This is a genomic window from Mesorhizobium sp. YR577, assembly GCF_900116595.1.
GTDB lineage: Bacteria > Pseudomonadota > Alphaproteobacteria > Rhizobiales > Rhizobiaceae > Mesorhizobium_M.
This window is the reverse complement of record NZ_FPBI01000041.1, coordinates 12,641-34,459: the sequence shown is the minus strand read 5'-3', so window position 1 is coordinate 34,459 and position 21,819 is coordinate 12,641. Positions and strand designations below refer to the sequence as shown.

Here is a 21,819-nt window from a genome sequence, read left to right as displayed (position 1 = left end):
ACGAGCTTGATTGCTCGTTGTGGAAGATACGGATGGAACGAGGTGTTGAGGAGACTTGATATTTGTCGTCATCACGTTCCATAAATGAAACATGAAGACATTTGGTGATTTCGACGGGCTCGCACTGTTCATCCGCATCGTCCAGGCCGGCGGACTGGCCTCGGCCGAACGCGCCACGGGTATCCCAAAGGCCACCCTCTCGCGCCGGTTATCGGCGCTGGAAGAAACCCTCAATGTCCGGCTTGCGCGCCGGACAAGAAAAGGCGTGGTGCTGACCGAACAAGGGCAGCAACTCTTCGAACGAGGCAAGACAGCCTTCATGCTGGCTGAACAGGCTGTTGCCGAGGTTCAGGATGATCGCGTCGCGCTGTCGGGGGCAGTTCGCCTGTCGCTTCCCCCGGACATGGCGACCGCGGTTCTTGCTCCTGCTCTGATCGGCTTCAAGACTAGATATCCCGATGTCACGATAGAGATAACGCTGGCGGATCGCAGGGTTTCACTCATCGAGGAAGGATACGATCTCATCGTTCGCATGGGACCGGTTGCGGACTCCGAACTCATGTTCAGGAAAATCGCCGATCTCCCGCGTGCCTTGGTCGCGAGCCCGGCCTTCCTCTCCGAACACCCCGACCTGAACAGTCCGCAAGACCTGGAGACGCTGCCGGCCCTCGCGATCCGCCGCGATCTGGTCGAATGGGATCTGAAAAATGGCCAGGGGGAGCAAACAACCGTGCGCCCCAGGATCGGCTTTGCTGCAAATCGCCAGACCATTCTTGCCGACGCCGCCTGCGCCGGTCTTGGCATCGCCAATCTGCCCCGGTTCCTGATCGAGGACGCCATGGCAACAGGTGCCCTCGTTCCCGTCCTGCCTGACTGGGTGCCGTCCCCCGTGGCGATGACAGCATTGTGGCAGAAGGACAGGATCACGGAACGCCTGATCAAGGCCATCGTCAGCGATTTTGAGGAAGCGCTGCGTCCCAAACTGACCGAGGCGTAGCCAGACGATCTCCAGCCACTCCGGTGGCGCCAGCATCACCACGTCAGTCGCACTGGACGGCTTCGATGGCCTCAATGGCGTCGTCAAGCGCTTTCACAACGCGGTTGCGCGCCCGCGTGGCCGCTACCTTCGTGAAATGTGCCGGATCGCCATCCGGGAGGCCGGCCAGATCGACCAGCGGTTTCAACACCGGATAGGCCGGCTGCTGGAGCGCAGGGTCATGGGCAAAGCGGTCGCCCGTAGTGTACTCGATGGGAAGCAGCGCGCGGCTCGCTTTCATCAAGGCAAGGTTTATCCTGTCTTCCAGTCCGGGCGCGCTGCCTGCAATGGCTTGAGCTGCCTGTTTGAGACGTTGCCCATGCTGGATCAGCGGGTCGAGGTCAAATCGGCCGGCCAGTCCGCCCGTCAGGCCATCGACGAATTGCAAGAACTCCGCGGCCCAGGCCTCAAAATCGAGCGGCAGCACCGGCTGTTCCAGAAGACGATTGAGAACCGTCACATAAACCCGCGTGTCCCGCGCCAGCAGCTCCGGGTCTATCTTGTCGATCGTATCTTCAGGCGTATGCCACCACCATCCGAAAGGGCCGGGCTGCCCACGCTTGAAGGTAAGCTCCTGGCCGTCCACGACCCATGTATCCCTACCGGTCGACTGCTGGCTGAATCCCATGAACATCGCCGGCAGGCCTATACCGCCGAACGACTGGTCGCCAGCCCGGGCCATGCGCCGGCCTGCAATCTTGACGCCGCTTTCCAGCGCGATCGCCTCGGCGGCCAGCGGTCGCAGCACTGACATCGATTCGGCTTCCTCCAGGTTCAGACTGTTAAGCCCTCCCGTCGAGTCCACGTTGACATGCGCGACACAGCGCTTTTCGAGGTCTTGCCAGTGATTGTCTGCATACCAGGTCGATCCTGAATATCGCCCGTGCGAATGGCCGGACCAGAAGGCAACGCGCAATCCCCGAACCCAGTTCGGCTGCCGCTTTGCACAGAGCCTTGCAACCTCCATCATGGTTGCGTTCGCCGCGCCGTTGTCCATCACGCCGAAATACCAGGTGTCGTGATGCCCGGAAAAAAGCAGGTAGGGCTCGTCGGTATCACCCTTGGGAGACGCCATGTCGGCAATCAGGATAGGCGTCTTGCGCCAGCCGGTATCGACCGTGTTGCGCAGCGTTACCGTCACCGTCCCAACGCCAAGCGCGGCTTTCAACCGGTCGCCGTCGGAGCGTAGTATGGAGCAGATGACCGTGGAGGGCAGGTTGGCAAGGGTGTCGGGTGCCGGATTGCCCCAGACCGGCGACACGCACATTTCATGCAGGATTTCATGGGGGCTGACATGCAGCTGGCCGAGCGCACCGGCGCGTGAAGCGGCATATGAGGCAACAGGATTGGCAATGCCGTCGACCAGGACGATCTTGCCGCGCACATCCTTGCCGGCATAGTCGTGAGACGACCCGACATAGACGAGTTGAGCTGTCACTCCTTCAGCTGGGCTTTGCCGGCTGAAGGAGTGGGTGATGGACTTGAAGCTTGTATCGCCAAACGTCACCTCAGCCGAAACCGGCAGGCTTATATAGGCGTCGTGCTCCACCACATGCGTTGCAAAGCCGCATGACTGCATGAACTCCTCGACATAGGCGAGGCTGGTTCGTTCGTCGGCAGTGCCTGAGTATTTCTCCCACCGCGCCAACTCCCGGACATAGTCCATCAGGGCGGTGACGCTCACGGAATCGGAGGGAGAGCTGTGGTGAAGTGTCATTGCGATCTCGTTCAAGCTGCGTTGCGGTCGAACCGGACCTTGTCTGTGGACGGCCCGGTGGTGGGGTTACTGCGGTTCGATGCCCGCGGCCTTGATGACGGCCCCCCAGCGGTCGATGTCGTCCTTCACGAACGCTTTGAACTCGTCCGGCGTCGTCGACGCGACTGTAAAGCCGAGCTTCTCGAGGGTTTCGACGACTTTCTCGTCGCCGGCGGCTGCGGCCGCCGCCGCCGCGATCTTGGCGACGGTATCGTCCGGCGTATCTTTCGGCACGAAAAGGCCGAACCAGCCGTTGACGATGAAGTTCGGGTACCCGACGTCTGCCGCCGTGGGGAGTTGAGGCATCGCCTTGACCGGTGCGGTGTCGTTGACGACCAACGGTACGACTTCGCCCCCTGAAATATACTGGGCCACGTTGCCGTAGGAGCTGAACACCATGTCGACTTCATTGGAAAGCACCGCGGTCGCGGCAGCGGGCGTACCGCGGTAGGGGATGTGCAGTACTTCCGTTCCGGTTACCTGCATCATCATCTCGGCAGCCAGATGCGTGGGCGTGCCGTTGCCCGCGGAACCCACTCTCAATTCACCTGGCTTGCTCTTGGCCAGTGCGACCAGTTCCTGGAATGTCTTCACGCCCAGCTTCGAATTGACGATCAGGACCGTAGGCAGCTTTGTCAGCAGTACGACGGGCTTCAGGTCGTCGACCTTGTAGGTCACGCTCGCCATCAGGAACGGATTGTAGACGATCGGGCCGGCGCCGGTCGAAAGGAGCGTATAGCCGTCCGGCGCGGCATCGATCACCGATGTCACGGCCACCGTTCCGCCGGCGCTGTCCCGGTTTTCGATCACCAGCGGCTGGCCTAGCGAGGCCATCATCGCCTCGCGCATCACCCGGATGACGGTGTCACCGGGCGAACCGGCAGACGATGTCGAGATCACGGTCACCGGTTTTGTTGGATAGTTCTGCGCCGCGGCAGGGAGCGCGAGCAAAGACAAGACGAAGGCTGCAAGCAATGACTTTTTCATCTGAGGCGTCCTAGCGGAGAGGGGATGTCTGTGCGGCGTGGCTGAGCATACGAAGCGAGCCCATCATCTCGGCGGTGCGAACCAGGATCTTCAGCCCGTTGAGCACCGGCACGCCGATTTCGGCTGACAGTTCATCCTCTCCAATTGTTGCCGGGCACATGGACAAGCCCTGCGGAAAGATCATCGTCGCGCCGTCCCGTACCAGGTCCTTGGCGACGGCGATGACGCGTTCTCGAACCTCCGGACGGCGAGGGTAGAGCTCATTGGTCGGGATACCGATCGACCTGCAATCGGTCACCATCCAGTCGGCGCGGTAATAGCGCGCCTGGTCCATGATCGGTTCAATGACCGGGTCTTCATAGACGATGAGCCCGAGCTTGTAGCCGACCTGCTCGCCGAGCTGGAACGCGGCATTGTAGGTCGACTGACCTGTGCTCACGATCGGTATGTCCTTGATCTTCTCGCGTGCGGCCTTCACGCCGGGCTCGATGCCGCCCTGGATCATGATCACGTCCGGCCGCGTTTCTGCCGCCTTGATCGCCAGCGCGGCGGTCCGATCCATCACATCGAGGCCGTGCTTCCAGGAGAATTTCTCGTTGAAGATGCTGTTTCCGGCAATGTAGAGCTGCTCGAACTCGGTTCCGGGCGACATGTAGGATTCGAGTCTTTTTTGCCGGCGGACCATCTCTTCTTCGGGAAGTCCGTCGTCGGCGCTTGGGCTTATGGCTGCTATGCGCATGGTTTGTTCCTCTTCTGCGGTTCAGGATATGGCTTCGACGCTGGCGTCGATGTTGCCGCGGGTCGCCTTGGAATAGGGACAGGTGCGGTGCGCCTCTTCGACGAGTTCCTGGGCGATATCGAGTTCAATTCCGGGAATTTGAATGCGCAACGACGCCTTCAGCGCGTAGCCCCCGTCAGCCTCGTTGCCGAGCGTGACCTTGGCTGTCACCACCGAGGCGGATGTATCGATGCCACGCGTGCGTCCGGCATGGGCAAGCGCGCTTTGGAAGCACGCCGACCAGCCCGCAGCCAAAAGCTGCTCCGGATTGGTGCCACGACTGCTGCCGGGACGAGCGAGATCGAGATCCAGGATACCGTCGCTCGATGTGGTATGGCCAGCCCGGCCACCCGTCGTGCGGACTTCAGCCGTGTAGAGTTCTTTTACGATTACGCTTTGCACTTCAATTCCCCGTTTCCATACGTTGCTATTTGATTGAAGACTCCGGCAGTTGCCGGAGTGGTTGTCATGGCTGCCCGCTGACCAGAAGCGTCTGTCCCGTCACCCAGGCGGCTTGCGCCGAGGCAAAGAACAGCGTGGCGTTTGCAATGTCCTCGGGCAGGCCAAGCCTTTGGCCTGCCAGCTTGCTGCGGAAGTTTTCCTGGACCTCGGCGTCCCAGTTCTCCCACTGCCGGCGGGAGTCCGGTCCGGTGAGGATGAAGCCTGGCGCCACCGAATTCGCAGTAATGCCGAAGGGTCCCAGTTCCAGCCCGATCTGCTTTATGAAACCAACCACCCCATGCTTGGACGCGCAGTAGCTCTGAATGCCGGTCAACGACGGCCTGAGCCCAGCGCCGCTTGAAATGACGATGATCCGTCCCTTGCCGGCGCGCTTCATTCCTTCCGTCACTGCTCGGCAAAAGAAGAAAGCGCCCAGCAGGTTGATGTCGACAACGGCTTGCCAGCTTGCCGTCGTCACCTTCTCCAAAGGTGTCGAGACTGCTCCATGCAGTCCACCGGCGACATAGGCGAGCACGTCCACATCGCCGAACCCGGAAACCAGATTGTTCACCGCGTCTTCGTCGGTGACATCGCACGTCGCCACGGAAATCTCGCCGCTAAGGTTGGCAGCCGCCTCCTGCAGGGAGGCCAGTGCTTCCGACGCTATGTCGCAGGCAAGTACCGTGGCACCGCTGCGGGCAAATTCGAGAGATATGGCTTGGCCGATCGCCCCTGCCGCGCCAACGACTATGACTTTGCTGGCAGTAAAATCGAGATTCATTGTTCGTCTTTCCTGAAATGCGTGTCTGACCGCGGTTGCGTGACCGGCCTATCGCGAACGACCGGCCGGCGCGTTTTGCTATTCGAGCGAAATGCCGAGTTTCTTGATCGTCGGTCCCCAGAAGGTGATCTGGTCGCGGAGGTAGGAGCCGAATTCATCGGGGCCGCTCGCCGGCACGGTGTAGCCCAAATTGGCCATTTGCGTTTTGACGGCGGGCATTTCGAGCGTTGCAACCGCCGCTGCATGGATCTGTTCGAGGATCTCCTTCGGGGTTCCCTTCGGCGCCAGGATTCCGAAGATGCCGACTACCTCCAGATCGGGCAGGCCGGCCTCCGGTGCCGACGGCACATCGGGCAGCATCGGTTGCCTCTTGGTATCGGTCACCATCAAAGCCTTGAACTGTCCGGACTTCATGTAGGGCAGGGCGTTCAGCGGACCGGAGAAGAAGGCATCGACTTCGTTGGCCAGCAGTGCGTTGGCAGCCTTCGCCGCGCCCGCATATGGAATATGCAGCACATCAATGCCGGCGAGATTTTTCATCAACTCTGCAGCGAGGTGACTAGCGCTGCCGCTGCCGGCGGAAGCATAGGTGAGTTCGCCAGGACGAGACTTCGCCAACGCGACGAAGTCAGCCATGGTTTTGACCGGGAGTTCCTTATTGACGACGAGGACAGGAGCAAGGGTCGCGACCAGCGTGACGGCCTCGAAGTCCTTTATCGTGTCGAAATCGACCTTCGACATCAGCGGGGTGTAGACGATGGTGCTGCCGGCCGCGATGATCAAGGTGTAACCGTCGGGCGCGGCGTGCGCGACCTCCGCTGCCGCTACCGTCCCGCCGCCGGAGGATCGGTTCTCGACGATGACGGGCTGCCCCAGTTCCGTGGACATGCCCTCGCGCAGCAGCCTCGCTATGCTGTCCACCGGGCCACCGGCGTCGGATGTTACGATAAGGGTAATGGGTTTGGTCGGAAAGGCAGTCTGCGCGCCGGCTGTGGAGCAGGTCAGTACGGCCACCACGCTGGCAAGAGCCATAAGCATGTTTTTCATGATTTTCCTCACGTTAGGATAATTCGAGAATCCGTCGCCAATTTCTCGGCGAGTCAGTCGACTTCCGTGATCGGCACTACGCCGGTTTTCTTTTTCAGGTTGCGCCAGAGCCCCCAGAGCAGCAGGGCGAGCGTGGCGGCCATGACTGCGCCGCTGATCGGTCGCGTGAAGACATCCATGAAGTCGCCGCGGCTGAGCAGCATCCCACGTCGAAAGTGCTCTTCCATCATAGGTCCAAGGACAATGCCCAGGACCATCGGCGCCAGTGGCAGTCCACCGAGGCGCATCAGATAGCCGACCACGCCAAAGAACAGCACGGCCCAGACATCGAAGCTGCTATTCTTCACGCTGTAGACACCGATGCAGACGAACAGCAGCACGGCCGGGTAGAGAATACCGTAGGGTATCCGGAGCATGCTGACCCATACGCCGATCAGCGGGATGTTCAGCGCCAGTAGCATCACGTTTCCAACCCAGAAGCTCATGATGAGACCCCAGAATATGTCGGGGCGCTCTGCCATCAGCATCGGACCGGGCGTAATGCCCTGGATCACGAGCGCACTGAGCATGATCGCCATGGTCGCCGTGCCGGGAATGCCCAAGGCCATCGTCGGGATGAAGGCTGTCTGGCCTGCGGCGTTGTTGGCTGCCTCAGGCGAGGCGACGCCCTCGATCGCACCTTTGCCGAACTCGTCAGGGCGGCGCGAAACGCGGCGCTCAACAGCGTAGGAGAGGAAGGAGGCGATCGTTGCGCCCGTACCGGGTAGGGCACCGAGGACGCTTCCGATCAGTGTCCCGCGGACGACTGGCATGGCGGAGCGCTTCACCTCGTTGCGCGTGAGGATCATGGAACGAAATGTGACCTTGCGGATCTGTGCACCTTCGACACTGACGGTGCGTATGCTGGCGATGACTTCGGAGACGCCGAAGAGTCCCATCGCGAAGGCTTCCAGGCTGATGCCGTCGCGCAGGTGGATGCTGCCGAAATCAAACCGGTAGACCCCGGTGTAGATGTCGATGCCGACCGTTCCGAAGATAATGCCAAAAACCACCATCGCGAGGCTCTTGAAGACACTGGCTTCCGAAACGGCCGATGCGGCGACCAGGCCGAGAACCATCAGCGCAAAATATTCCCATGCGCCGAACTGGAGCGCGTAGCTCACGATTATCGGCGAGAACAGCATCATGAAGATGATGCCGACGCTGCCGCCGATAAAGGATGCCAGCGTGGTGACCATCAGCGCAGCACCGGCCCGGCCTTTCTGAGCCATTGGATAACCGTCGAAGGCAGTCACGGCCGATGAGGGCTCGCCGGGAATATTGAGCAGGATAGATGTAGTCGACCCGCCATAGGCGGTGCCGTAATAGATACCGGCCAGCATGATGATGGCCGCCGTCGGGTCCAGGTAGAATGTGAGCGGAAACAGCATCGAGATCGCTGCCATCGCGCCGATGCCTGGCAGCACGCCGACCAGCATGCCGACCACGACGCCGACAAAGCAGTAGAACAGATTCTGCGGTGCCAGCGCCGTGCTGAGGCCGAGGAGGACGTTGGTGTAGAGTGGGCTGATCGCGTCCATCAGAAGGACCACTTCGCAAGAGCGATCGGCAGATCAAGACCGTAGATGAAGATGGGGACTGCCAGCAGATTGAGGCCTATCGCCAGGCTGGCCGCGCGTTTGACCGTGCCGTTCTTGTCACCGGCAACCGCGAGTGCCGACATGATCGCCACCGTCGGGACCATGCCAATGCGGTCGATGAAAATAGCGAAGCTGGCGACACTGGCGATGACCGCGACGGCTGCGCGCACATCAACCTCGGGCCAGGTGCCGCCACGCCAGAGGGCCGAGATTGCTATGACGGCGCCAAAGCCCGCCAGCAGCAATCCCAGGCCGGTCGGAAACATGCCGGGTCCCATCCGTGTCATCTTGCCCAGCGGGTAATGGGAAAGACTGTAGATAGCCACGAATAAACCCATGGCGAACAAAGATCCGCCAGTAATAATATCTCGATAGTCACGTGAAAGCATATTTCGAACCCCCATTTTCGACAAATCTTCAAGTTTATGCCTTGAAGATTTTTTATTCTCTTGTGTTGTTCCCGTTTTTTATTTTTATTGTAATTTTTGCTAGATTAGACTGATAGATTTTCAGCGGCGATCGATGTTTTCCGGCGCGGTGCATCGAGTTCCCCGCTGTCCCAGAAAACGCCTGCCATCAGTTCGAGCCCTTCCCGAAACTGCGAACCAAGACCGTGTTCGTTTGGTCCGTGCTGGCCGCAGCCCCCATAGGAGTTCGGAATCCACATGATCGGTACGTCGAGCACGGACTTGAAGAATTCCGAAGGGCCCGAAGCTCCAACGGTCGGAATAATGTTTGGCTTCCGCCCGATGGTCTTCTGCATCGAGGCTGCGACGAACTGCACCCAGGGATGGTCTGGATCGGTTCGCGACGGTGGAAACCAGTCGCGCTCGACGACTGCCTCGACCTTGACCTCAGGAAAGCCCTTTTCGACCAGATGGCTTTTCAGAGCAGGAATGACGGTGGCCGGGTCGGTGTCCACAGTGTGGCGCAGCTGAAGGCGCGATCGTGCGAAGCCGGCAACGGCGTTCACCGGCGACTCGGGCTGGCCCGAAACCATCGCCAGGATGATGGCGCTGTTCCACGCATAAATGCGCTCCGCATTGGTAAGGCCGGGCTCGCCCCAGTAGTCGTCGGGGACCGGTGCGCCTGGCAGGATTTCCGACACCACCGCGCGGCTGGCTGCCTTTACGCTTTCAGGCACGTTGGCCGGGCGCCAGCCCTCGACCAGAATACGGCCATCGCGGCTGACGATCGAGGAAAGGGCATGTGCCAGGGCGATGGCTGGATCAGCGAGCAATCCACCCCAATGGCCTGAGTGATGGCTTCCTTCCCGCAAGTCGACGATGAGATCCATGGCGATACCGCCGCGTGTGCCGAGTTGAATGTCGGGGACAGCGCGGCTCTGTCGTGGGCCATCTAGTGCGATGAAGACGTCGGCGGCGCATTCGTCGCGGTGCGTGTTGATGAATTCGCTGATGCCTGGAGAGCCTGCCTCCTCTCCCGTTTCTATGAAGATTTTGGTGTTGAAGCCGAGCCGGCCTCGTTCGGACAGAACCGCCTTCAGGGCCAGGATGGCGATCAGGTGTTGTCCCTTGTTGTCGACGGTGCCGCGTCCATAGATCTTGTCGGCTTCGACGGTGAGCTTGTAGGGATCAAGTCCCTCGCGCCACCGCTCCGGCATCGCCCGGACGACGTCGCCGTGCCCATATATCAGGAGCGTAGGAAGCGCCGGATCTTCAATGCGCGTTCCGATAAGGAACGGACCGTGCTCTTTGCGCGAGTTGTCATAAATCTTGCTGGAAAAGCCCATTTCGCCGATCATCGGCGCAATCACTTCGTGACAATAACGGTACAGGTCGGCCTGGTGCAGCGGCGGATGGCTTTCTGTAGGCACCTCGACCATTTGCGCCAGACGTTCCACGAATAGTCCGCTGTCGAAGATATGACGTGCCTGATTGATCGCACCGTCTCGGCTGGCATCCATTTGCTGCATTCTCCCAACTGACTGCACTGGCTCGTCCTGTTTTTAGTCTCGTCTTGATCTCGCGATCGTTCACACTGCCGCACCGTCTTTTCGGCGCAATACCGCACGCTGTCGGCGCCTGTTTCAGGCTGCCGACTGGCGTTCTTCTTGAGCAACGACACAGCCGCCAGATCGCGAACGACAAGCGACTTCCTATTGAAATATCCGCGTCTCCAATGAGGGCATATTGGCCTCGGCTGGCCCCTCGGATCCGACATCCACGATCGACATAATTTGAAGAATGCTTCGGTTATGAAGTGTTATCAACTGCCGTAAATGGCAAAAATAGCCCATATTTCTGTTGAAGATGCGCTATCGATTATGCTTCATAAGAAAATCGTATGGAATCGTTTCAGGATTGGAGGTTGCCTCCAATCGGCCAGGGAAGTTCATGATGGCACCACAGGACCACGTGCCCCCGATTACAGCTTTGCTGGCGGGGTTTGCCGGCGGCATACGCCTCAACTCGCTCGATCCGAAGGTGGTTGCGGCAGGCCAGCGATGTCTTCTCGATTGGCTGGGCTGCGTCATTGCAGGAAACGCCGATCCCTTTCAAAGGCCGCTTCTGGAGTACGCGCGCAAATGCGGTGGAGCGCCCGAGGCCTCGTTGCTGGGAACAGGGGAGCCGGGAGGCGCTGAAATCGCGGCGTTGATCAATGGATCGGCCGCGCACCTGCACGATTATGACGATACCTACCTGCGCATGTATGGTCATCCGTCCGCTGCGCCGATAGCCGCCGCCTTTGCTGCCGCCGAGCGTTCGGGTTGCGATGGCAGCGATTTGCTCGCCGCGGTTATCGGGGGTGTGGAGATTACCTGCAGGCTCGGTCGCATGCTGGGTTACGAGGCGTATCAACACGGCTTTACACCGGCGAGCCAGACAGGCGTATTCGGTGCTGCCGCGGCTGCCTGTATCGCTGCCGGGATGCCGGAAGACCACATCCACACGGCGCTGGGCCTGGCTGGTGCGATGGCCAGCGGTCTCCATTGCAACGGCATGTATAGCGCAGGCCTCGTGCAGATTGGGGCCGCGGCGGCATCGGGTGTCCGCTGTGCCGACCTGGCCCAGTTCGGTGCTTCGGCCAATCCGAGCGTCATCGAGTGCCGCAGCGGTTACGCGCAAAGCCGAACCCAGGCACCGATCTGGGATGACACGATTGGCGACCAGAATGCGCATTATGAAATGCTGGATATCATGTTCAAATTCCATGCGGCCTGTGGTGGCGCCCAGGCCGCTATCGCGGCGTCCGCCGCACATGCTGCACGACCGAGCTTCGACAGCGACGCGCTTTCAGCAATTGACGTCGTGGTGTCGCCGGGTGTGAAGCGCCTTTGCCGAATTCATACGCCGCGATCGGGTGCCGAAGCGAAGCTCAGCCTGCCGTTTGCGGTGGCTGCTGGTCTTGCCGGGATCGACACCTCATCGATCGCAGCCTACAGCGAACACTCGATCGATCTACCGGTGATACGCCGATTGATGGCGATGACCGAAGTGCGGGCTTCAGACGATATACCCGAGTGGGAAACAAGCGTTACGCTGAGAGATCGCAGCGGTCGTGCTGTGACGGAAGAAGCGCGGGCAGATAGCCTGGAGCGTGATGACGCAAAGCTGTGGCGTATGCTTGCCGATAAATTCGGCAAGCTGGTCGGACCCGTGATCGGTGACGAAAGGGCCGGCAAGATCATAGATGCTGTTGCGCAGCGGCGCAGCGCGCGCGAGATCGCCGTCTTGGCGTGCACGCGCCCGGCATGACGCTTCGGACATGAAGCGAAAAATGAGTGGAGGGATAGAAGGTTTAATGGCGAAAGAGCTTCGACGTACGGCCAAAACGCTGGCCGAACGCAGCGCGCAGGCGCCGTCTCTGGAAGGCGGCAGCCCCATCGATAACACGCAGACTCCCCACTTCCGCTCGCTGAATCTCGTCACGAGGAGCGCCCATCGCGAATTGCTGATAGCCTTGCAAAACCGCATAGCCGACAAGGAGCTGACGGTCGCAATGTCGACCTATCTGCGCTGCCTGTGGGAAAAGGACGGTGTTACCCAGCGTGAACTGGCAAAGGCGGCCCAGCTCGTCGAGGGCACGACCACCGACACGCTGAAGAAGATGGAGAACAGCGGACTTATCGTTCGGGTCCGAAACAAGCAGGACATTCGCAAGATCAATATCTATCTTACCGTCCCGGCCAGGCGCCTTTACGAGCAGGTCAGGGACATCCACATGGAGATCGACGCCATTGCCCTTCGCGGACTGTCAGGCGAGGATATCTCCACTTTCAAGAAGGTCATCGACAAAATGACCGAGAATCTAGCCGCGGACAACATGTCCGCGCGCGACCTGGGTGGTGAGCTGGAATCCTGATATCTGGCCGGTTTGGGGTCTGCGGTAATGCGCGGACTCGACCCTTGAGATGATGAAACTGATTAGGATTGACTAATCAATTAGTGTATACTAATCTCTTTTCATGACCGAAGCCGCTGCCATCAACGCTGTCATGCGCGCACTCGCCGATCCAACGCGGCGCGCTGTGTTCGAGCGGGTCGTCAAGTCCGACGAGATTACCGTGGTCGAACTGACGCGGGGGAGTGGGGTGACACAAGGCGCCGTCTCCCAGCATCTCAAATCCTTGAAGCAGGCCGGTCTGGTCGCAGAGCGACCCGAGGGCCGGAACGTCTATTATCGCGCCCAGCCGGAGGGCCTCGCGCCGCTGGCCGACTGGATGAGCCACTACGGCGTCTTCTGGCGCGAGCGCTTTGCAGATCTCCGAGAATTGCTGAAGGAAATCGATCCATGAACGACGCTGCATTGAAATCCGGCACGCAAGAGATCGTGGTCGACGAGGTCTTTCCGCATGCTCCGCAGACCATCTGGAAAGCGCTGACAACCGGCGATCTGATCGCCCGCTGGATGATGGAGCCGACGGGGTTCGAGCCCGTGCAGGGCAAGCACTTCACGTTTCAGACGACGCCGGCAGGCAGGTGGGATGGTGTCATTCGCTGCCAGGTGCTGGAGGTGGTGCCGAACGAGCGCCTCGCCTACGCCTGGAAAGGCGGAGATGACGGAAACGTCGGATATGGTTCGCGGCTGGACACGGTCGTCACATTTATCCTGTCCAGGGTCGACAACGGAACCCGCCTTCGCCTTGTCCACTCCGGCTTCGTCACGCCGAAGAATGACACGGCTTTCAACAATATGAGCCAAGGCTGGCCCAAGTGCTTCCAAAGGCTGGATGTCATGGCCGCAGAACAGGTTTCTCCGAAAAAGCTGCACTGACGCATATCGAAGACCTGACCGCATTGGAGATTGGCGAGGGGATCGAACTGGAAAGAGGCATCTCGACAAGAGGAGGTTGACCATGCCGCATCAAGTCGTTTCGCGAGACCAGTGGCTGAAGGCCCGGGTAGCACTGCTCAAGGAGGAAAAGGAGCTGACGCGGCACAGTGACACGCTGGCGCAGCAGCGGCAGGAACTGCCTTGGGTTCGGATCGACAAGCAATACAGCTTCGAGACCGATGAAGGGAATGCCACGCTGGCAGACCTCTTCAAAGGACGCTCGCAGCTTCTCATGTACCACTTCATGTTCGGACCGGACTACAAGGCGGGGTGCCCTTCCTGTTCCGCGATTGCGGATGGATTCAATGGTGTCTTCGTCCACCTGGAAAACCACGACGTCGCGTTTTGGGCTGTATCGCGGGCGCCGCTCGCAAAGCTGCAGGTCTATAAGCGGCGGATGGGCTGGACGTTTCCCTGGGCATCCTCGTTCAGCAGCGACTTCAACGCCGATTTCAATGTCTGGTTCACCGAGGAGCAGCAGAGCGAAGGCGGTATCGAATACAACTATGAGCGCGAGGCGCCGTTGCCTGTCGCCGTGATACCCTCGCGTACGACGCCGGACGGCGCCACTATCTTCGCGACCATGTCCGGAACCGACACTGCCACATACACACGAGAGAGACCGGGCCTAAGCGCGTTCGTGCACGAGGACGGTGTCGTCTACCACACCTATTCCGCCTATGCGCGCGGACTGGATGGCCTATGGGGCACGTACCAGTGGCTCGACCGCGCACCCAAAGGGCGCAACGAACAGGGCGTCTGGTGGCGGCGCCACGACGAGTACGAAAAGGGCTGAGCGAAGTTTTCTCGGCCCGCAACCACTTCACAGCAGGAGAAAAGACGTGAGCAAGCCTTACACCGGCGGATGCGCCTGCGGCGCGATCCGATATGAGATTTCTGCCGAACCAATCATGATGAACGACTGCCAGTGTCGCCAGTGTCAGCATGACAGTGGCACCGGGCACCAATCCCACCTGACCTTCAACGGCGCGCCCGTTAAGGTGGAGGGCGAAGCGACCCATTGGAACATGGTGGGCGATGGCGGAACCGTCAAAGCGCGCGCCTTCTGCCCCACCTGCGGTTCACCCGTCTACATAACCTTTCCAGACATGCCTGATCTTTTCATCGTCAGCGCTGCCAGCCTCGACGATCCAGGCCGATACAAACCGCAAATGGTTTTCTGGGCTGCCGGCGGTCATGCGTGGGACCACCTCGATCCAGCTCTGCCAAGATTCGACAGGATGCCTCCAAGGTGAATGCAGTCTGATCTGGCGGGCGTGGGTTCTGAGCACATTCCCGAATCATTTTTGTTGCGAATGTTCTTGTTTTGTTCTAGATGTCAACCCAGAAGGATGAGGGCATTCCAGGGAGGTATGCCATGCAGAAGCGATTTGATTTCATGGAGGAAAATATCCCGCTGCGAAGGCATCCGGATCGCGTATTCTTCACCGTCTTCCTGGGCGGGATGGCGAAGGCGCTAGTCGAGAAAATCGGAAATTATATCAAGAGCTTGTATGGTATCAGCGCGCAATTGCGTCCACTTGATCATCTGCACGTTTCGCTGCAACATGTCGGCGATTTTCCCCGGCTGAAGAGCAAGTATATCTGGGCTGCTTGCCGGGCCGCAGAGGCCGTGTCGGGCAAGCCTTTCACAGTTTCTCTGGATCGAGCGATGTCCTTCACCGGCCGCCGCCCGGGTAAGTATCCTTTTGTGCTCTGTGGCGACGGAAACGCTGCAACATTCGAGCTTCACCAGCGCCTTGCTGTTGCGATGCGAAAGAACGGCCTGAAGGCGGGGTTCGAGTTCACCCCGCATATGACGCTGTTCTATGCACCAATTTCCGTTCCGATGTGTCCGATCGAGCCCGTCAGTTTCGAGGTCGATGAGTTCATCCTCATCCACAGCAAACTGGGCCAGACCAAATATGAAACACTCGGCAGATGGCCTTTGCGCGGGTAAAACGTCTTGGCGCAATAGGAGAGGCTGGAATTGACCGTCACCATCTACGGCATCAAGAACTGCGACACGATGAAGAAGGCCCGCACATGGCTGGAAGGCCATGGTATCGAGTACCGGTTCCATGACTACAAGACCGAGGGGCTTGACCGCGCGCAACTGGCGGGTTGGTGCAAGGAACTCGGCTGGGAGGTGCTGTTGAACCGCGCCGGCACCACGTTCCGGGCGCTTGCCGAGGGCGACAAGCAGGACCTTGATACCGAGAAAGCAATGGCGCTGATGCTGGCACAGCCTTCTATGGTCAAACGCCCTGTGCTCGATGTCAGCGGGAAATTGCTCGTCGGTTTCAAGCCGGAACGTTACGCGGAAATGTTCTCCACAAAATAGCCGGCCCGATGCCGGGCAAGGCATTGCGCCGCGCACCTCGTGAGCGCGCGGCGCAATTCGGCTAAAATGCTCAGGCCCACTCGCCGGCGCGCATGACCGGTTCGGTGCTGCCGTCCTTGTTGACGCCGTCGATGTCGATCTTGCCAGACCCGATCATCCAGTCGATGTGGATCAGGCTCGAATTGCCGCCGCGCGCGGCGACTTCCTGCGGCGACAGGTTGCTGTCGTTGAAGCAGGTGGAATAGCACTGGCCGAGCGCGATGTGGCTGGCGGCATTCTCGTCGAACAGCGTATTGTAGAACAGGAGCCCACTCTGCGAGATCGGCGAGGAATGCGGCACCAGCGCCACTTCACCGAGGCGGCGCGCACCTTCGTCCGTATCGAGAACCTTGCCGAGCACGTCCGAGCCCTTCGAGGCGTTCGCTTCGACAATGCGGCCTTCCTCGAATCGCACTGAAATATTGTCGATCAGCGTGCCCTGATAGGAGAGCGGCTTGGTGCTGCTGACGTGCCCCTCGACCCGTCGCGCATGCGGCGTGGTGAAAACTTCCTCGGTTGGGATGTTCGGGTTGCAGGTGATGCCGTTCTTCGCGGTCTCGGCGCCGCCGTTCCATTTGTGGCCGTCGGCAAGACCGATGGTGAGATCGGTGCCGGGGCCTGTGTAATGCAGCGCATGGAAGGCTTTGCCATTCAGCCAGGCGGTGCGGCGGGCAAGCGCTGCATTGTGGTCCTTCCAGGCGCTCACCGGATCGTCCGAATTCACCCGCGAGGCCGAGAAGATCGCGTCGGCAAGCTTGGCGACGGCAACATCTTCCTGATCGTTGGGGAATACCAGTTTTGCCCAGGCGGTGTTCGGGTAGGCGACGATGTTCCAGTTGATGTCGAAGCCGGTGATCTTTTCCAGCGCCGGCCGGTAAGCCATAGAGGTGGCCTTGTTGGCGCGCGAAACCTTTGCCGGGTTCTGCGAGGCAAGCAGCATCGGGTTGTCGCCGCGCACCGCAAGCCGTGCAGCGCCGCCGGCGAAAGCCTTGGCCATGCCGTCATAGAGCCAGCCATCGGCCTTGTCGAAACTGGCGTCGGGCGCGTGGCGGTAGCGGGCCAGCGTCAGCTCGTCGTCGGAAAAGATCGGCGTGACGATGCCGGCGCCCGCCTTGTAGGCGTGTTCGACGATACGCCGCACGAAACCAAGCGCCGAGGTCGGAGCCGTCATCACGAGGTCCTGCCCGGGCTGCAATTGCAGGCCGATCTTGATGGCCACTTCCGCCAGGCGGTCGAGTTTGACGGGATCGATGGCAGCGTCAATCGCGCTGATATGCGAGGTCATGGTAGAACTGCTCCTTTGACTGTCCGGCGGGATTCATAGCTCCGAAAGCGATGGCTGAACACCTCTGCCGGGGAGCTTCTGGACCTGCGGCGACTGCATATTTGCCAGCGTCGCGCTCACTTCTTCGTGCACCCATTTGCGAAAGCAATCGACCTTGCGGCTTGCCCGCTTGTCTTCGCCGGTGACGATATAGTGGCCGAGCCCGCTCGGTGCAGCGATACCGAAGGGCGCGACCAATCGGCCGTCGGCTAGCGCGTCCGCTGCAAGAAACTGCCATGCAAGCATGATGCCCTGGCCGGCGATCACCGCCTCCAGGCACAGGATCGGATCGGTGAAACTGGCTCCCTGGATGGGCATGACTGGTTCGACGCCGGCGGCGTTGAACCAGTCTTGCCATGAGATCATGGAGTTCTCGTCGCGAATCTCCCAGACCTTGGCAAGATCGGGAATGGATTTCAGCTTGCGGGCGACGTGCGGCGAGCAGACCGGAAATATCTCCATCGGCAGCAGCAGTTCGGCCCGCGCGCCCGGCCAACGGCCCTTGCCCAGCCGGATACCCAGATCGATATCCGAGCGGTTGAGGTCGGCGATCTGGGTCGAGGCATCGATGCGGATGAGGATTTCCGGAAATCGCGAGAAGAAACGGCTGAGACGCGGCACCAGCCAGCGCGCGGCGATTGCCGGCGCCATCGAGACGATCAGCGTGTTCGACGTGCGATCGTCGGCCAAAGCCACGGCCTGCGCCAGTTCGCGAAAACCGCTGCTAAGGCGCGCTGTGAAGATGGCGCCGAACTCGGTCGGGACGAGGCCCGACGGCCTGCGCTCGAACAGCGTTCGGCCGAGCTGCTTTTCCGTGCGGTTTATCTGCTGGCTGACAGCACTTGGCGAAACGCCAAGCTCCTCGGCCGCCTTGATAAGCGATCCGCATCGCGCGACGGCCTCGACCGCGCGCAGCCCGTTGAGATGGACGCCGCTGAGATTCATGATTTAGTTTTTCTAAAGCAGCGGCGTGGAAATGTCGATTGCTGACCTGCTACATTAGCATAAATTCGGGGCAGAAAATGCAAGGTAAGGAAAATGGAGATGAAGTTTCTCTCATTCGTTCAGGCGCTTTTCGACCCTGCTTCCAGCCAGTCGGCCTATGACGACGTCGCCGTCTGGGTGCGCGATCCGCTGGCCCATCCGGCACTTGAAATCATGTCGGAACGCGAGCTCGGCGACCTGCCGTTCAATCGCGGCTATCAGCCGCTTCGCAGCCGGAGCGTTGCCTGCGGCACCTGCGGTTAGAACAGCGTCCAGATTGCGTGGGTTAGCACGCCGAGCGCAGTCACGAGCAACGCCAGTGCGCTGAGCGTGAAGCCGATGAAGCGCTGCCACTGCTGACCGCGCTCGACAATAAAATGCCACGCATGGATCGCCCTGCCGATCGTGAAGGCCGCTCCCAGCAGGTGCAGCACATAGACGGGCGTGCCGATAAGCGCCGCTATCAGCAGCAGGATCAACATTATCGGCATGTTTTCGACGGCGTTGGCATGCCCACGCATGATCCGGGCGATATGTTCCACGCCGCCATCGCCGATCCAGACCTTGTAACGATTGCGAAGCGAACTTGTCGCAAGGACCAGCCACAGAAGAATGAAGGCATTCAGCGCTGCGTAGATGCCGACTGTGGCGATAGCTGCCTGATTCACGAACGTCCCCCTCCGCAAGATTGCGCAAAATCTGTAATGGCCGTGGCTCCAAAGGTAAACGCCTGCCACGTCGGCTCTGGCCCATCGGATTGGGATTGCGCCGCAGGCGCACGGGAATATGGTCCGGCGCAATGAGACCAGAGTCGCTACGTCCGCTTCGCTTCGCCTTCGGCGGCATGATTGCCATGGCTGTGGCCATGGGTTTTGGCCGTTTCGTCTACACGCCGATCCTGCCCGGCATGATGGATGAACTCGGTCTGTCGGCGGCCGATGCCGGGCTTATCGCCTCGGCTAACTATGTCGGCTATCTGATTGGCGCAGTCGGGGCTGCCGGCGGCTGGGCGCATGAGCGCGAGCGAAGCGTGATGCTGGTCGGGCTTGGTGCGACCGCTGTCCTCGCAGCAGCCATGGGGCTGACCGACAGTCTTGCGATGTTTCTGGCCATCCGATTTCTCGCAGGCATCGCCAGCGCCTTCGTCCTGGTGTTCGTCTCCACCATCGTCTTCAGCCATCTTGCCCTGGCAGGGCGCAACGATCTTCAGGCGATGCATTTTGGCGGCGTCGGCACTGGCATCGCGGTTTCGTCGGCGATGATGGCCGTGCTTATCGGGGCGCATGCCGCCTGGCCTGATGGCTGGTTGGGCTCGGCCGTTCTGTCGGCTCTGGGCTTTCTGGCCGTCTGGTTTCTCATCGATGAGGGGCCATTGGTCACCGGCACAGCTCGCCGTGAGCCGAAATTGCCCAACAGCCTGCCGCTGGCGAAAATCATCGTCGCCTACGGCATATTCGGCTTCGGCTATGTCGTGACGGCAACCTTCCTCGTCGCCATCGTGCGGCAAAGCGATGCCGGCCGCATCTTCGAGGCCGTCGTCTGGCTGGTCACCGGCCTGGCCGCGATCCCTTCGATCTGGCTCTGGAGCAAGGTCTCGGTGCGGCGCGGTCTCACCGTTGCCTTTGCAGTCGGCTGCGTCGTCGAGGCTGTCGGCGTCTTGGCCAGCGTCAGCATCGGCGGCTATTTCGGGCCTCTGCTCGCAGGGTTTCTGCTCGGCGGCACATTCATCGCAATCACGGCGATCGGACTTCAGGCAGGCAGGTTGCTCGCGCCCGAGGCGCCGCGCCGCGTGCTCGCCCTTATGACTGCGGCCTTCGGCGTCGGCCAGATAATCGGGCCGATCTTTGCCGGTTTCGCGGCCGAATGGTCGGGCAGCTTCACCGTGCCTTCAATCGGTGCGGCACTTGCGCTGCTGCTTTGCGGCGCCATCGCATGGTCAGCTGGGCCAACGCCAAAATCGCCATGATTGTCGGCTTTCTCGGCAAGCGGCGCTGAAGAAAGGGCTTTCTTTTCTTTGGCGCCGAACTGTGACTTCATGCCCTTGAAGTGCAGCCCCACCATTTCGCGCTCCGAAAGGAACCCGCCCAAGTGTTCGTATCGTTTTTCCCGAAGCCGAAGCTGTTTTTCACTTCGGCGGCTATTTGGTGTTTGGCCGGAATTCTGTTCTGGTTCTTCGGCGGTGAGCAGCTTGGCGCTGTCTTCGGTTTGCCGCCGGCTGCTGCGGAGGCTCCGCCGGTTCTTGGCATTCCGGTTTTGTGGACCAAGCCATTCCTCTGGTTCTACATATATTTCGGCTTTCTCGTTGGAGCCTTTTACGCTTTCTGGCGCGTCTATTCTCCGCACCCTTGGCAAAATTGGTCGATCCTGGGGTCGTCGCTCATCCTGTTTTCGACCTATCTCAATGTCCAGATCTATGTCGCTCTCAACAACTGGCGCGGACCTTTCTACGATCTTTTTCAGAAAGCGATAACGACGCCCAATTCGGTTTCCACCGGCGAACTCTATTCGAAGTTTGCGATTTACGCCTGGATCGGGGCAACCGGGATGGGCCTGTTCGTGATCACGCGCTTCTTTGTCAGCCACTACATCTTCCGCTGGCGCACGGCGATGAACGACTACTACATGAGCTACTGGCAAAAGCTGCGGCACATCGAAGGTGCATCTCAGCGCGTGCAGGAAGATACGATGCGGTTCTCCACCACCATGGAGGGTCTGGGTGTTTCCCTGATTGATTCCGTGATGACGCTGATTGCGTTCCTCCCGCTGCTTGCACAGCTTTCGACCCATGTGAAAGTCTTGCCGCTTGTCGGCGAAATTCCCTATTCGCTGGTCGTGGCCGCGGTTACCTGGTCGATCTTTGGCACGGTGCTGCTGATGATTGCCGGCGTCAAACTGCCGGGGCTGGAATTCAAGAACCAGCGAGTGGAGGCCGCCTATCGAAAGGAACTTGTCTATGGCGAGGATGACGCTGCGCGGGCGCAGCCGCCGACGGTTGCCGAACTCTTTTCCCATGTCAGGCGCAACTATTTCACGCTCTATTTTCACTACGCCTACTTCAACGTAGTACGCTCTGGCTATATCCAGGCAGATGCCATCTTTGCCAGCGTGATCCTTATCCCCACCATCGCGGCCGGCGCGATCACAATGGGCCTATGGCAGCAGGTTTCAACGGCCTTCAGCCAGGTCAGCTCGTCATTTCAATATCTGGTCAATGCATGGCCGACGATCGTCGAGCTCATCTCCATCCAGAAACGTCTGCGCGCGTTCGAAGCCACACTTGAGGATGCACCGCTGCCGGAACTCGACCGGCACTATCTGGAACAGCAGGCTCAGACTGTCGAATAAGCTTTCGGGGAAGGTGGCT

Annotated in this window: 24 protein-coding genes; 12 read left to right on the top strand and 12 right to left on the bottom strand. The window is 60.1% G+C overall.

The genetic code is table 11. The features are described from left to right. Nucleotides 1-91 precede the first annotated feature (91 nt). On the top strand, nt 92-997 hold the full coding sequence (locus BM413_RS30875; RefSeq protein ID WP_091918674.1) for a LysR family transcriptional regulator: 906 nt from the start codon (nt 92-94) through the stop codon (nt 995-997). Nucleotides 998-1,040: 43 nt separating this feature from the next. On the opposite strand, the gene BM413_RS30870 is transcribed toward BM413_RS30875, so the two are convergent. The 9 genes from BM413_RS30870 to BM413_RS30830 form a co-directional block, all read right to left on the bottom strand. Next, nucleotides 1,041-2,753, bottom strand: a complete 1,713-nt coding sequence (locus tag BM413_RS30870; RefSeq protein WP_091918673.1) for a M28 family peptidase — start codon at nt 2,751-2,753, stop codon at nt 1,041-1,043. Nucleotides 2,754-2,819: 66 nt separating this feature from the next. Then, nucleotides 2,820-3,779 (bottom strand): Bug family tripartite tricarboxylate transporter substrate binding protein, encoded by a 960-nt coding sequence (locus tag BM413_RS30865; RefSeq protein ID WP_091918672.1) that lies wholly within the window; start codon nt 3,777-3,779, stop codon nt 2,820-2,822. 10 nt (nt 3,780-3,789) lie between these two features. After that, entirely contained in the window at nt 3,790-4,518 is a 729-nt protein-coding gene (locus BM413_RS30860) for an aspartate/glutamate racemase family protein (RefSeq protein ID WP_091918671.1), read from the bottom strand. Nucleotides 4,519-4,539: 21 nt separating this feature from the next. Beyond that, a complete protein-coding gene (locus BM413_RS30855; RefSeq protein ID WP_091918670.1) occupies nt 4,540-4,959 on the bottom strand; it encodes an organic hydroperoxide resistance protein in 420 nt (139 codons plus the stop codon). A 64-nt stretch (nt 4,960-5,023) separates the two neighbouring features. Beyond that, complete coding sequence (locus tag BM413_RS30850) at nt 5,024-5,779, bottom strand: SDR family NAD(P)-dependent oxidoreductase (RefSeq protein WP_091918669.1); 756 nt, start codon at nt 5,777-5,779, stop codon at nt 5,024-5,026. Nucleotides 5,780-5,857: 78 nt separating this feature from the next. After that, nucleotides 5,858-6,811, bottom strand: coding sequence for a Bug family tripartite tricarboxylate transporter substrate binding protein (locus tag BM413_RS30845; RefSeq protein WP_175544510.1), 954 nt, complete (start codon nt 6,809-6,811; stop codon nt 5,858-5,860). A 68-nt stretch (nt 6,812-6,879) separates the two neighbouring features. Beyond that, nucleotides 6,880-8,406 carry a tripartite tricarboxylate transporter permease gene (locus BM413_RS30840; protein ID WP_091918667.1) on the bottom strand — a complete coding sequence of 509 codons (1,527 nt, stop codon included), beginning with the start codon at nt 8,404-8,406 and terminating at the stop codon, nt 6,880-6,882. After that, nucleotides 8,406-8,855: a tripartite tricarboxylate transporter TctB family protein gene (locus tag BM413_RS30835; RefSeq protein WP_175544509.1), complete on the bottom strand. Its 450-nt coding sequence runs from the start codon at nt 8,853-8,855 to the stop codon at nt 8,406-8,408. The genes BM413_RS30840 and BM413_RS30835 overlap by 1 nt, the downstream gene beginning before the upstream one ends. 104 nt (nt 8,856-8,959) lie before the next feature. Then, nucleotides 8,960-10,393 (bottom strand): M20/M25/M40 family metallo-hydrolase, encoded by a 1,434-nt coding sequence (locus tag BM413_RS30830; protein ID WP_091918665.1) that lies wholly within the window; start codon nt 10,391-10,393, stop codon nt 8,960-8,962. Between the two features lie 433 nt (nt 10,394-10,826). Between BM413_RS30830 and BM413_RS30825 the strand changes: the two genes are divergently transcribed. The 8 genes from BM413_RS30825 to BM413_RS30790 all read left to right on the top strand — a co-directional run bounded on the left by BM413_RS30825 (nt 10,827) and on the right by BM413_RS30790 (nt 16,108). Continuing rightward, nucleotides 10,827-12,185: an MmgE/PrpD family protein gene (locus BM413_RS30825; RefSeq protein WP_175544508.1), complete on the top strand. Its 1,359-nt coding sequence runs from the start codon at nt 10,827-10,829 to the stop codon at nt 12,183-12,185. Then, the gene (locus BM413_RS30820; protein ID WP_091918663.1) at nt 12,121-12,792 is read left to right on the top strand and encodes a MarR family winged helix-turn-helix transcriptional regulator; all 672 of its coding nucleotides are present in this window, start codon (nt 12,121-12,123) and stop codon (nt 12,790-12,792) included. The genes BM413_RS30825 and BM413_RS30820 overlap by 65 nt, the downstream gene beginning before the upstream one ends. Nucleotides 12,793-12,895: 103 nt before the next feature. Next, nucleotides 12,896-13,225 (top strand): ArsR/SmtB family transcription factor, encoded by a 330-nt coding sequence (locus BM413_RS30815; RefSeq protein WP_091918662.1) that lies wholly within the window; start codon nt 12,896-12,898, stop codon nt 13,223-13,225. Beyond that, nucleotides 13,222-13,704 carry an SRPBCC family protein gene (locus BM413_RS30810; RefSeq protein ID WP_091918661.1) on the top strand — a complete coding sequence of 161 codons (483 nt, stop codon included), beginning with the start codon at nt 13,222-13,224 and terminating at the stop codon, nt 13,702-13,704. The genes BM413_RS30815 and BM413_RS30810 overlap by 4 nt, the downstream gene beginning before the upstream one ends. A gap of 82 nt (nt 13,705-13,786) precedes the next feature. After that, the gene (locus BM413_RS30805) at nt 13,787-14,560 is read left to right on the top strand and encodes a DUF899 domain-containing protein (RefSeq protein ID WP_175544507.1); all 774 of its coding nucleotides are present in this window, start codon (nt 13,787-13,789) and stop codon (nt 14,558-14,560) included. A 46-nt stretch (nt 14,561-14,606) separates the two neighbouring features. After that, nucleotides 14,607-15,020 carry a GFA family protein gene (locus tag BM413_RS30800; RefSeq protein ID WP_091918659.1) on the top strand — a complete coding sequence of 138 codons (414 nt, stop codon included), beginning with the start codon at nt 14,607-14,609 and terminating at the stop codon, nt 15,018-15,020. A 122-nt stretch (nt 15,021-15,142) separates the two neighbouring features. After that, nucleotides 15,143-15,724, top strand: a complete 582-nt coding sequence (locus BM413_RS30795) for a 2'-5' RNA ligase family protein (RefSeq protein ID WP_175544506.1) — start codon at nt 15,143-15,145, stop codon at nt 15,722-15,724. Nucleotides 15,725-15,754: 30 nt separating this feature from the next. Continuing rightward, a complete protein-coding gene (locus BM413_RS30790) occupies nt 15,755-16,108 on the top strand; it encodes an ArsC family reductase (protein ID WP_091918657.1) in 354 nt (117 codons plus the stop codon). 70 nt (nt 16,109-16,178) lie between these two features. Here the strand turns inward: BM413_RS30790 and BM413_RS30785 are convergent, their stop codons facing one another. Further along, the gene (locus BM413_RS30785) at nt 16,179-17,432 is read right to left on the bottom strand and encodes an aminopeptidase (RefSeq protein WP_091918656.1); all 1,254 of its coding nucleotides are present in this window, start codon (nt 17,430-17,432) and stop codon (nt 16,179-16,181) included. A gap of 33 nt (nt 17,433-17,465) precedes the next feature. Then, a complete protein-coding gene (locus BM413_RS30780) occupies nt 17,466-18,419 on the bottom strand; it encodes a LysR substrate-binding domain-containing protein (protein WP_091918655.1) in 954 nt (317 codons plus the stop codon). Nucleotides 18,420-18,515: 96 nt separating this feature from the next. Here BM413_RS30780 and BM413_RS30775 point away from each other — a divergent pair, with 96 nt between their 5' ends. Beyond that, nucleotides 18,516-18,719 carry a hypothetical protein gene (locus BM413_RS30775; RefSeq protein ID WP_091918654.1) on the top strand — a complete coding sequence of 68 codons (204 nt, stop codon included), beginning with the start codon at nt 18,516-18,518 and terminating at the stop codon, nt 18,717-18,719. Here the strand turns inward: BM413_RS30775 and BM413_RS30770 are convergent. Continuing rightward, nucleotides 18,716-19,123 (bottom strand): MAPEG family protein, encoded by a 408-nt coding sequence (locus BM413_RS30770; protein WP_091918653.1) that lies wholly within the window; start codon nt 19,121-19,123, stop codon nt 18,716-18,718. The two genes, BM413_RS30775 and BM413_RS30770, sit on opposite strands and share 4 nt — an antisense overlap. Nucleotides 19,124-19,254: 131 nt before the next feature. Here BM413_RS30770 and BM413_RS30765 point away from each other — a divergent pair, with 131 nt between their 5' ends. Continuing rightward, nucleotides 19,255-20,421 (top strand): YbfB/YjiJ family MFS transporter, encoded by a 1,167-nt coding sequence (locus BM413_RS30765; protein WP_244538124.1) that lies wholly within the window; start codon nt 19,255-19,257, stop codon nt 20,419-20,421. A gap of 122 nt (nt 20,422-20,543) precedes the next feature. Further along, on the top strand, nt 20,544-21,800 hold the full coding sequence (sbmA, locus tag BM413_RS30760; protein ID WP_091918652.1) for a peptide antibiotic transporter SbmA: 1,257 nt from the start codon (nt 20,544-20,546) through the stop codon (nt 21,798-21,800). The last annotated feature ends 19 nt before the right edge of the window (nt 21,801-21,819 follow it).

What these genes read in the sequence shown, in the direction of transcription:
- BM413_RS30875 (WP_091918674.1), top strand. Translation starts at nt 92, where the DNA reads ATGAAGACATTTGGTGATTTCGACGGGCTCGCACTGTTCATCCGCATC.
- BM413_RS30870 (WP_091918673.1), bottom strand. Translation starts at nt 2,753, where the DNA reads ATGACACTTCACCACAGCTCTCCCTCCGATTCCGTGAGCGTCACCGCC.
- BM413_RS30865 (WP_091918672.1), bottom strand. Translation starts at nt 3,779, where the DNA reads ATGAAAAAGTCATTGCTTGCAGCCTTCGTCTTGTCTTTGCTCGCGCTC.
- BM413_RS30860 (WP_091918671.1), bottom strand. Translation starts at nt 4,518, where the DNA reads ATGCGCATAGCAGCCATAAGCCCAAGCGCCGACGACGGACTTCCCGAA.
- BM413_RS30850 (WP_091918669.1), bottom strand. Translation starts at nt 5,779, where the DNA reads ATGAATCTCGATTTTACTGCCAGCAAAGTCATAGTCGTTGGCGCGGCA.
- BM413_RS30845 (WP_175544510.1), bottom strand. Translation starts at nt 6,811, where the DNA reads ATGGCTCTTGCCAGCGTGGTGGCCGTACTGACCTGCTCCACAGCCGGC.
- BM413_RS30840 (WP_091918667.1), bottom strand. Translation starts at nt 8,406, where the DNA reads ATGGACGCGATCAGCCCACTCTACACCAACGTCCTCCTCGGCCTCAGC.
- BM413_RS30835 (WP_175544509.1), bottom strand. Translation starts at nt 8,855, where the DNA reads ATGCTTTCACGTGACTATCGAGATATTATTACTGGCGGATCTTTGTTC.
- BM413_RS30830 (WP_091918665.1), bottom strand. Translation starts at nt 10,393, where the DNA reads ATGGATGCCAGCCGAGACGGTGCGATCAATCAGGCACGTCATATCTTC.
- BM413_RS30825 (WP_175544508.1), top strand. Translation starts at nt 10,827, where the DNA reads ATGGCACCACAGGACCACGTGCCCCCGATTACAGCTTTGCTGGCGGGG.
- BM413_RS30820 (WP_091918663.1), top strand. Translation starts at nt 12,121, where the DNA reads ATGCTGTTGCGCAGCGGCGCAGCGCGCGCGAGATCGCCGTCTTGGCGT.
- BM413_RS30815 (WP_091918662.1), top strand. Translation starts at nt 12,896, where the DNA reads ATGACCGAAGCCGCTGCCATCAACGCTGTCATGCGCGCACTCGCCGAT.
- BM413_RS30810 (WP_091918661.1), top strand. Translation starts at nt 13,222, where the DNA reads ATGAACGACGCTGCATTGAAATCCGGCACGCAAGAGATCGTGGTCGAC.
- BM413_RS30805 (WP_175544507.1), top strand. Translation starts at nt 13,787, where the DNA reads ATGCCGCATCAAGTCGTTTCGCGAGACCAGTGGCTGAAGGCCCGGGTA.
- BM413_RS30795 (WP_175544506.1), top strand. Translation starts at nt 15,143, where the DNA reads ATGCAGAAGCGATTTGATTTCATGGAGGAAAATATCCCGCTGCGAAGG.
- BM413_RS30785 (WP_091918656.1), bottom strand. Translation starts at nt 17,432, where the DNA reads ATGACCTCGCATATCAGCGCGATTGACGCTGCCATCGATCCCGTCAAA.
- BM413_RS30775 (WP_091918654.1), top strand. Translation starts at nt 18,516, where the DNA reads ATGAAGTTTCTCTCATTCGTTCAGGCGCTTTTCGACCCTGCTTCCAGC.
- BM413_RS30765 (WP_244538124.1), top strand. Translation starts at nt 19,255, where the DNA reads ATGAGACCAGAGTCGCTACGTCCGCTTCGCTTCGCCTTCGGCGGCATG.